The 8,292-nt window shown below is 70.5% G+C and carries 8 protein-coding genes and 1 pseudogene; 3 read left to right on the plus strand and 6 right to left on the minus strand.

The features are described 5' to 3' along the window. Window positions 1–256: 256 nt before the first annotated feature. Complete coding sequence (locus ACIGHB_RS33775; RefSeq protein ID WP_399918613.1) at window positions 257–1,054, minus strand: class I SAM-dependent methyltransferase; 798 nt, start codon at window positions 1,052–1,054, stop codon at window positions 257–259. Between the two features lie 178 nt (window positions 1,055–1,232). Here ACIGHB_RS33775 and mshA point away from each other — a divergent pair, with 178 nt between their 5' ends. Beyond that, window positions 1,233–2,603: a D-inositol-3-phosphate glycosyltransferase gene (gene mshA / locus ACIGHB_RS33780; RefSeq protein WP_360308290.1), complete on the plus strand. Its 1,371-nt coding sequence runs from the start codon at window positions 1,233–1,235 to the stop codon at window positions 2,601–2,603. Then, window positions 2,596–3,159 (plus strand): YbjN domain-containing protein, encoded by a 564-nt coding sequence (locus ACIGHB_RS33785; protein ID WP_399918615.1) that lies wholly within the window; start codon window positions 2,596–2,598, stop codon window positions 3,157–3,159. The genes mshA and ACIGHB_RS33785 overlap by 8 nt, the downstream gene beginning before the upstream one ends. Here the strand turns inward: ACIGHB_RS33785 and ACIGHB_RS33790 are convergent. After that, window positions 3,083–4,465, minus strand: a complete 1,383-nt coding sequence (locus tag ACIGHB_RS33790; RefSeq protein ID WP_399918617.1) for an MDR family MFS transporter — start codon at window positions 4,463–4,465, stop codon at window positions 3,083–3,085. The two genes, ACIGHB_RS33785 and ACIGHB_RS33790, sit on opposite strands and share 77 nt — an antisense overlap. Window positions 4,466–4,591: 126 nt before the next feature. On the opposite strand from ACIGHB_RS33790, the gene ACIGHB_RS33795 reads away from it, so the two are divergent. Next, window positions 4,592–5,350: a phosphoglyceromutase gene (locus tag ACIGHB_RS33795; RefSeq protein WP_399918620.1), complete on the plus strand. Its 759-nt coding sequence runs from the start codon at window positions 4,592–4,594 to the stop codon at window positions 5,348–5,350. A 90-nt stretch (window positions 5,351–5,440) separates the two neighbouring features. On the opposite strand, the gene ACIGHB_RS33800 is transcribed toward ACIGHB_RS33795, so the two are convergent. The 4 genes and pseudogenes from ACIGHB_RS33800 to ACIGHB_RS33815 form a co-directional block, all read right to left on the minus strand. Beyond that, a complete protein-coding gene (locus tag ACIGHB_RS33800) occupies window positions 5,441–6,412 on the minus strand; it encodes a Fic family protein (RefSeq protein WP_399918622.1) in 972 nt (323 codons plus the stop codon). 293 nt (window positions 6,413–6,705) lie between these two features. Next, window positions 6,706–7,944 (minus strand): tyrosine-type recombinase/integrase, encoded by a 1,239-nt coding sequence (locus tag ACIGHB_RS33805; protein WP_399918624.1) that lies wholly within the window; start codon window positions 7,942–7,944, stop codon window positions 6,706–6,708. Continuing rightward, complete coding sequence (locus tag ACIGHB_RS33810) at window positions 7,944–8,144, minus strand: helix-turn-helix domain-containing protein (RefSeq protein WP_399918626.1); 201 nt, start codon at window positions 8,142–8,144, stop codon at window positions 7,944–7,946. The genes ACIGHB_RS33805 and ACIGHB_RS33810 overlap by 1 nt, the downstream gene beginning before the upstream one ends. Before the next feature lie 2 nt (window positions 8,145–8,146). Next, window positions 8,147–8,292 (minus strand): annotated as a pseudogene (locus tag ACIGHB_RS33815) (replication initiation protein); the annotation flags it as partial.

The following is an 8,292-nucleotide window of genomic DNA, read 5'->3' on the forward strand; positions in this document are numbered from 1 at the left end:
GCGATAGTGCCACGCGGAACGGGAAAACGACAGGTACCCCGCCAGAGTGACGGTCGATGGGCGGGTGACGTTCCCCTCCCGGGGGCGCGGGAGAGGAATGTGGTGCGCCGGTGGTCTCCAGGACACCCGGGAGTCACCCGGACCGTCGGCGCGGAGGGGACGTGCTCAGCCCCTGCTCACCGGCCTCAGCCCCCGCTCACCTGCCTCAGCCCCGGCCCGGCTCAGCCCCGGCCCGCCCGGCTCAGCCGCCGCCCGCCTAGCCCCCGCCCGGTGCCAGCGCGTCCCAGTGGAGCGTCACCTCGCCCTGGCGCCACCGCTTCGGGCCGTCCACGACCGGCCACTCCCCGGCCAGGTCGCGGACCGAGCGGACCCAGCGCTGCCGGGCGCCCAGGGAGGCGTACGGGGCCGCCGCCGCCCAGGCCCGGTCGAAGTCCCGCAGGAAGGCGTGGACCGGCTCGCCGGGCACGTTGCGGTGGATCAGCGCCTTCGGCAGGCGCTCGGCGAGGTCGGAGGGGCGGTCGAGGGAGCCGAGCCGGGTCGCGAAGGTGACTGTGCGCGGCCCGCCCCGGTCGAGCGCCACCCAGACGTGCCGGCGCCCGATCTCGTCGCAGGTCCCCTCGACGAGCAGCCCGCCCGGCGCGAGCCGCCCGCACAGCCGCTCCCACACGGCCGCGACCTGCTCCTCGTCGTACTGGCGCAGCACGTTCGCGGCCCGGATCAGCGCGGGCGCGCCCGGTACGGGGACCTCGAAGCCGCCGTGTACGAAGGACAGCCCCTCGCCCTCGTACGGCTTCGCGGCCTCGACCCGGGCGGGCTCGATCTCGATGCCGTACAGCCGGGTGCGGGGCTCGGCGGTGCGCAGCCGGGCGAGGAGCTCCACGGCGGTCCAGGGCGCGGCCCCGTACCCGAGGTCGACGGCGACGGGCGGTTCGGGGGAGCGGCGCAGGGCCGGGCCGTGGACGGCGGCGATCCAGCGGTCCATGCGGCGCAGCCGGTTCGGGTTGGTGGTCCCGCGGGTCGGGGTGCCGACGGGGCGGGTGGTGCGCGGGGCCATGGGACGAGGATACGGAGCGGGAGGCGCCGGGAGGCCATCGCGTAATGAATTGGCAAAGCGCCGGGGGCGGCGGAAATGAAAGGAGCCGTTCCGGTGTTGTGCGGGGCGGAGGACGTGGACCGCGCCCTCCGCCTGTCATGTCCGCAGGCCAGGCCCCCCTCGCGGAAGGACCGCCGCAGTGAGCCAGTACGTGTCCCGGTTCGCCGGCACCCGGCACCGGCATCCGGCAGCGACCTCCCGGCTGCGGCTGCCGGGCCGCCCCCGGACCCCGCGCCGGGTGGCCATGCTCTCCGTGCACACCTCCCCGCTCCACCAGCCGGGCACGGGCGACGCGGGCGGCATGAACGTCTACATCGTCGAGCTCGCCAAGCGGCTCGCCGCGATCGACATCGAGGTCGAGATCTTCACCCGGGCCACCACCGGCGGCCTCGCCCCGGTGGTCGAGCTGGCGCCCGGCGTCCTGGTGCGGCACGTGGACGCCGGCCCGTACGAGGGGCTGGCCAAGGAGGAGCTGCCGGCCCAGCTCTGCGCCTTCACGCACGGCGTGATGCAGGCGTGGGCGGGCCACCGCCCCGGCCACTACGACCTCGTCCACTCGCACTACTGGCTCTCCGGCCACGTCGGCTGGCTCGCCGCCGAGCGGTGGGGCGTCCCGCTCGTCCACGCCATGCACACCATGGCCAAGGTCAAGAACGCCTCGCTGGCCGAGGGCGACACCCCCGAGCCCGCGGCCCGGGTCATCGGCGAGACGCAGATCGTCGCCGCCGCCGACCGGCTGATCGCCAACACCACCGAGGAGGCCGACGAGCTGGCCCGCTTCTACGAGGCGGACCCCGGCAAGATCGCGGTCGTCCACCCGGGGGTCAACCTCGACCGGTTCCGGCCCGCCGACGGCCGGGCCGCCGCCCGCGCCCGCCTCGGCCTGCCGCGGGACGCCTTCGTCCCCGTCTTCGCCGGCCGCATCCAGCCGCTGAAGGCCCCGGACATCCTGCTGCGCGCCGCCGCCCTGATGGTCGACCGCGACCCCTCGCTGCGCTCCCGCATGGTGGTGCCGGTGGTCGGCGGGCCCAGCGGCAGCGGCCTCGCCAAGCCCGAGCAGCTCCAGAAGCTCGCCGCCCGCCTCGGCATCGCCGACCTCGTCCGCTTCCACCCGCCGGTGGGCCAGGAGCGGCTCGCGGACTGGTTCCGGGCCGCGTCGGTGCTCGTCATGCCCTCGTACAGCGAGTCCTTCGGCCTGGTCGCGATCGAGGCGCAGGCGGCCGGCACACCGGTCGTCGCGGCCGCGGTGGGCGGTCTGCCCGTCGCCGTACGGGACGAGCGGACCGGCTTCCTGGTGCAGGGCCACGACCCCGTCGACTACGCGCGCGTGCTGGATCGTTTCGCCGCCGAGCCGGAGCTCACCGCCCGGATGGGCGCCGCGGCCGCCCGGCACGCCGGGTCCTTCGGCTGGGACACGGCCGCCTCGGCCACCGCCGACGTGTACACGGCCGCCATGCACGACCACCGGCAGCGCGCGCACCACCGTCGCGTACGCTCCCACCATGGCTGACGCTCAGGACGCTCAGGACGCGCGGGACGTACGGCGGATCGTCGAGGACACCCTCACCGAGGCGGAGCTGGAGTGGGAGAACCCGGCGCCCGGCTCGTACGTGGTCAAGCTCCCCGGCACCCGCAAGCTCTTCACCACGCTCTCGCTGCGCCTCGGCCGCCACTCCCTCTCCCTCAACGCCTTCGTCGTCCGCCACCCCGACGAGAACGAGGCCGGCGTCCACCGCTGGCTCCTCGAACGGAACCTCAAGCTGTACGGGGTGGGCTACGCGATCGACCCGCTCGGCGACATCTACCTCGCCGGCAAGCTCCCGCTGGCCGCCGTCACGCCGGAGGAGCTGGACCGGCTGCTCGGCTCGGTCCTGGAGGCGGCGGACGGCGACTTCAACACGCTGCTCGAACTCGGCTTCGCGTCGGCCATCCGGCGGGAGTACGCCTGGCGGGTCTCCCGCGGGGAGTCGACGCGCAACCTCGACGCCTTCAGGAACCTGACGCGGAAGACGGAGCCGGGGCCGGAGACGGCACCGGGGCCGGGGACGGGACCGGAGCGGGACTGACGGCCTTCTCCGGGACCTCTTCCAGCCCGGGCACCACGGCCTCCACCGTCTCCTCCCCTTTCTCCCCCTTCTCCCCCTTATCCACCGGATCCTCCTCGCACAGCGCCCTGCGGAGCCGGAGGGTGTAGCCGACGGCGGCGAGGACGCCGAGGCCGAAGGTGCCGGCCCACAGGACGTCCGAACCCGGACCGTCCACGACCGCGCCGGCCAGGACCGGCGCGACGAAACCGGCGACCGCCCACGACATGCCCATCACGCCCTGGTAGCGGCCCCGGGCGTGCTCCGGGGCGAGCCGCGCGGTGGCGGCGGCGTTCGTCGGCACGTGCACCATCTCGCCGATCGTCCACACGACGACGGTCGCGGCGAAGGCGACGGACGACCCGGCCAGCGCGGTCGCGCCGGTGCCGACGGCGAAGAGCAGCGAGGAGACGGTCAGCAGGACGACCGGCGAGCGCCGCTCGGTCACCTTGTTCACCAGCAGCTGGAAGCCGACGATCACGATGCCGTTGACGGCGATCACCATGCCGTACGAGGACGGCGACAGGCCCTGCTCGGCCATGGTCAGCGGCAGCCCGATCCAGGGCGCGGTGAAGACCACGCAGACCAGCAGGTTGAGCAGGACGAGGGTGCGGAACGGCGCGTCCCGCAGCACGTCGAGCATCGACACCCGCTCCTCGGCCGCCTTCTCCCCGGCCTTCGCCGCCGCACGCTCGGGGCGGGTCTCCGGCAGCCGCAGGAAGACGATGACCGCGCAGAGGGTGGTGGCGACGGCGTCGACGAGGAAGAGCGTGCGGTAGCCGAGGAACGCGGCGGCGCCGCCGGCGATGGAGGCGACGGCGAAGCCGAGGTTGAGGGCCCAGTAGTTGAGGGCGTACGCCCGGCGCACGTCGTCGGCGGGGACCATGTCGGCGATCGTCGCGTTGATGGAGGGGCGGACCGCCTGCATGGAGACGCCCATCAGCAGGACGACGAGGGCCACGCCCCAGGCGCTGGTGACGAAGGCGAGCGCGCCGGCGCAGGCGGCCGACGCCAGGTGCATGGTGACCATCGTGGGCCGGCGGCCCCAGCGGTCCGTCAGCACGCCGCCGAGCGGGGAACCGGCGACGCCGCCGAGGCCGTGGAGGGCGACGACGAGGCCGGCGAACCACGCCGAGTGCCCGAGCTCGGACGTCAGATAGAGGGAGAGGAACGTCAGGACGAAGGCCCCGGTCCTGTTGACCAAGGTCGACAGCCAGAGCCACCAGAAGCCCTGCGGGAGGCCGGAGACGGTGGCACGCGCCGATCGTCTGAGCGAGTCGATGGACATGTGTGGTGCGCCCCCTGCGTGCTGTAAGTCCCTCATGCGGCTCTCGAAACTTACGCATCTCGGTAGGCGGACGCCAGCGAATTGACGACGCGCGTCAATCGTCAGCGGTCCATTAGGCTCGTACGCATGGCCGACGCACCGTACAAGCTGATCCTCCTCCGCCACGGCGAGAGCGAGTGGAACGAGAAGAATCTGTTCACCGGATGGGTGGACGTGAACCTCACCGCGAAGGGTGAGAAGGAGGCGACGCGCGGCGGCGAGCTGCTCAAGGACGCCGGCCTGCTCCCCGACGTCCTGCACACCTCCCTCCAGAAGCGCGCCATCCGCACCGCCCAGCTCGCGCTGGAGTCCGCGGACCGCCACTGGATCCCGGTCCACCGCTCCTGGCGCCTGAACGAGCGTCACTACGGCGCCCTCCAGGGCAAGGACAAGGCGCAGACCCTCGCGGAGTTCGGCGAGGAGCAGTTCATGCTGTGGCGCCGCTCGTACGACACCCCGCCGCCGGCCCTCGCAGACGACGCCGCGTACTCCCAGGCCGGCGACGCCCGCTACGCGACGATCCCGCCGGAGCTGCGCCCGCAGACCGAGTGCCTCAAGGACGTCGTCGAGCGCATGCTCCCGTACTGGTACGACGGCATCGTCCCGGACCTCCTCGCCGGCCGCACGGTCCTGGTCGCCGCCCACGGCAACAGCCTCCGCGCCCTGGTGAAGCACCTCGACGGCATCTCCGACGCCGACATCGCGGGCCTCAACATCCCCACCGGCATCCCGCTCTCCTACGAGCTGGACGAGAACTTCAAGCCCCTCAACCCGGGCGGCACCTACCTCGACCCGGAGGCCGCGGCGGCCGCCATCGAGGCCGTCAAGAACCAGGGCAAGAAGTAGTTACAGACATGATCAAGGCCCCCACCTGCGTTTTCTCTGCAGGTGGGGGCCTCGCTCGTGCCGGTGGGCCGTTCGTGGGCCGTTAGGCGATTAGTCGGCCCGCTTCTGGCCTCGCTGGTACTTCGATTCCTGGTACTGCTCCAGCCAGTTGCGGCTACTGCGCCATGTCCCGTCCTCTGCCTTTACCGCCTTGAGTCGCCCTCGGGTAGCGGCAACACGTAGGGCGTTCTCTGAGATTTCGGTGGTCGCGAGTGCCGCAAGGGGGACAAGCTTCACCGGTCCTGCGACCGCTGGCAGCACGAACCGATAGAGGTTAGTCGTGACACTTCGGGCGATCAGCTCTGCCAGAGGGCCGTATTCGCCCTTATCTGCTCTTTGCATCGCCTTGAGGTATTTGTCTCGATCGCGCTTGTAGATGATCGCCGGGGGGTAGCCCAGGCGTCCGAGAAGCAGGTTGAGGACCAGACGCCCTGTGCGACCGTTGCCGTCGAGAAACGGATGGATCTGTTCGAATCGGTTGTGCAGGCGAGCCAGCTTCTCGGGGATCGACTCCTCATCGTCTGGCCGGCGGAGGCCGTCCGCATCATCGACCCAGCTTCGTATCAAGTGGTCGACGTCGGTCCACAGAGGTGGCTTCATGCCCTCACTGAAGGCGGCGATCTCGTGCTGCCTGAAGTTTCCGGGGCCCTCGTAGTCTGAGGCATCTGGATGTGGCTCCACAGTCCAGACAGGTGTCATGAGTACGTGGTGGATGTTTCGTACCTCTTGGACTGTGATGATCGAGCCATCGCTCCAGTCGCCAGGCTCAAGGGCCTGGCCGTACACCCACTTTGCGGCGTCGCCGTACCCTCGCACCTCCATGTAGTCGCGCAACGGCTTGGCGCCGACGGCCTTGCCGTCTTCGAGGAGCTTTGCAACCTCGCGAAGCACGAGAGTGTTGCCTTCGAGGGCGGTGCTGTTGTGCGCCTCCTCGTGCCAGAGGTCTGCCCAGATGTCCTCGGCTTCGGCAGGGGTAGGGAGCCCACCGAAGCGTTCTCGCAGTTCCCGGATGGCCTCGTCCATGTTCTGGTAGACGCTCGCCCGTGACGGTCTCCCCAAGATCCACCTCAAATTTTGTTCGGCCTGCAGACAGGAAACCGTACCGAACAAATCCCGGAAGTTGTTTGGTCTGACTCCAGGAAACCGTTCCGAACAACTTCCTCGGATGTTGTTCGGCTGCGAGCTAGGAAACCGTTCCGAACAACTTTGCCTGTCAGTTCCAGGTGGGGGGCTCGTGCAAGTTAGGCTCGCCTCTAAACAGGAACGAGGGGTTGAGCCTAACATGCACGACCTAACGAGCTGCGTGTTTGTCCAGGTCAAGGCCGGGTTCCGGCGTCGAAGATCGCAGCGATTGCCGCCCGTGTTCGTTCCCGGCTGCTGGGCATGAGGTGGGCGTACACCCGTAGCGTCAGGCCGGGGTCGGAGTGTCCCAGGTACTCCGCCAGGGCCTTGATGTTCTCCCCGGCGTCCAGGAGGACCGAGGCGTAGAAGTGGCGAAGCGCGTGCATCCCGTGCTCACGTGCGGAGACGTAGCTCTGCTGCCCCTCCTCCCGCTCAGGGATGACGCCGGCCGCGGCGAGCGCGGGCTTCCAATGGTCGGTGTTGAGCATGCTCCGCCAGACCTGGTTGCCCAAGGGAGCGGTGAAGACCAGCTGCTTGGTCACGTGTGTCCCGCGTTGGGTCATCCACGGCAGCGTGACATCGACCGGCGGGAACTTCGCCAGGTGCGCGCGGAGCGCGTCGGCGACCGGCTCGGGAAGCGGGACGTCTCGGAGCTTGCCGCCCTTTGGCGGGGCGAACACCGGCTTGCTGCGGCTCAGCTTGAGTTGCTGGACGACGTGCACGGTGTTCGTCGTGAAGTCGATCGAGTCGGTGGTCAGCCCCAGGATCTCGCCTTGCCGGAGCCCGCACCCAGCGCCGACGTCGACCATGGCCTGATACCGGTCGGGCAGTGCCTCGCGGACTGCGAAGACACGGTCGGCGGTCCACGGAACCACGCGCTTGGTCTCGACGGCCGGCGCCTTCACCGAGCGGGCGGAGCACGGGTTCTTCGGGAGGTGGCCGTCGTCCACGGCCGCGTTCAGGACGGTGCGGACGTTGGAGTAGATGACCCGCGCGTACGACCCGACCACTCCGGCCGCCGTCAGGTCCGCGACCCAGTCCCGAATGTGCTCCGGCTTGAAGGACCCGAGGGGCCTGGAGCCGATGTAGGGGAAGGCATGACGGCGTAGCTGCGACTCCATAGAGAAGCCCGTGTTCGGGTCGGCCTGATGGTTCCGGAGCCATTTCTCGCCGTACTGCTGGAAGGTGATCCGGCTCGCGCGGGGATCGATGTACTGCCCCCGGGACATGTCCGCCTCGACCTGGGCGAGCCACTGATCGGCGAGACGCTTCTGCCGGTCGGGGAAGCTCTTCGACTTCTCGGTCCCGTCGGGGCCGACGTACCGGGCCCGGTACCGCATGCCGGAGCCGTGGCGCTCGCTCTTCACCCGGCGGGGCTTCCCGTCGGGACCGTTCTCCGTCTTGAACCAGCGGTCCTGGATGTGTCCGGCCATCAGGCGGCACGCTCCTGATCCATCAGCGAGCCGACCCACGTACGGACGTCCTCCGGGTCGTACCGGAGGTGGACACCGACGCGGAAGCCGCGAGGCCCGGTCCGCTTGCGGCGCCACTGGTAGACGGTCTCCAGCGGGATGCCCAGGAGGTCAGCAAGGTCGGTCGGCGTGAGGTACCGCTCGGGCAGAGCGCGGGCCATGGTCACCACTCCCCATTGGTGTCGTCGGCTTCGAGTTCGGTTCGGATCTCTCTGGCGTGTTCGCGGTTGTGCTGGATGTCGCGGCGGATGTTGGCGGCGAGCCAGGACTCGCCGGGTGTGGCGCCGTGGCCGGCGTAGGCCCAGTGCG

The sequence above is a fragment of the Streptomyces sp. NPDC085460 genome, assembly GCF_044541975.1.
Classification (GTDB): domain Bacteria; phylum Actinomycetota; class Actinomycetes; order Streptomycetales; family Streptomycetaceae; genus Streptomyces.

What these genes read in the sequence shown, in the direction of transcription:
- ACIGHB_RS33775 (WP_399918613.1), bottom strand. Translation starts at nt 1,054, where the DNA reads ATGGCCCCGCGCACCACCCGCCCCGTCGGCACCCCGACCCGCGGGACC.
- ACIGHB_RS33810 (WP_399918626.1), bottom strand. Translation starts at nt 8,144, where the DNA reads ATGGCCCGCGCTCTGCCCGAGCGGTACCTCACGCCGACCGACCTTGCT.
- ACIGHB_RS33795 (WP_399918620.1), top strand. Translation starts at nt 4,592, where the DNA reads ATGGCCGACGCACCGTACAAGCTGATCCTCCTCCGCCACGGCGAGAGC.
- ACIGHB_RS33785 (WP_399918615.1), top strand. Translation starts at nt 2,596, where the DNA reads ATGGCTGACGCTCAGGACGCTCAGGACGCGCGGGACGTACGGCGGATC.
- ACIGHB_RS33805 (WP_399918624.1), bottom strand. Translation starts at nt 7,944, where the DNA reads ATGGCCGGACACATCCAGGACCGCTGGTTCAAGACGGAGAACGGTCCC.
- ACIGHB_RS33790 (WP_399918617.1), bottom strand. Translation starts at nt 4,465, where the DNA reads ATGTCCATCGACTCGCTCAGACGATCGGCGCGTGCCACCGTCTCCGGC.
- ACIGHB_RS33800 (WP_399918622.1), bottom strand. Translation starts at nt 6,412, where the DNA reads ATGGACGAGGCCATCCGGGAACTGCGAGAACGCTTCGGTGGGCTCCCT.